General features: G+C 59.6%; 1 pseudogene. It reads right to left on the reverse strand.

What is annotated here, in order from left to right:
• A pseudogene (locus tag LQD11_RS15470) lies at nucleotides 1–280 on the reverse strand (hypothetical protein); the annotation flags it as partial.

The raw sequence follows: 280 nt of genomic DNA on the forward strand, positions 1-280 counted from the left end.
CCGCTCCGACAAGAGCTTGACCAGAAATGAGGGAGTGGCGCTTTCGAACCAGTAAGGCCGGAACTCCCGCTCCTGGAACAGCAACAGTACGTCAAAGGGGTTGTAGACCGAGGGCAACCGCTCATCCCCCCAGCGATAACCGTTGTACCACTGCCGGATCTGATCCCGATCCAGGCCCGGTAACTCGGGGGCAAAGACGGTATCGATGTCCTCGTCGGTGTAGCCGCAGATGGCGCCGTAATCCCGGGAGAGGGTGATGTCACGAAGGTTGTTCAGTCCG

The organism is Ectothiorhodospira shaposhnikovii (assembly GCF_022227765.1).
Lineage (GTDB): Bacteria > Pseudomonadota > Gammaproteobacteria > Ectothiorhodospirales > Ectothiorhodospiraceae > Ectothiorhodospira.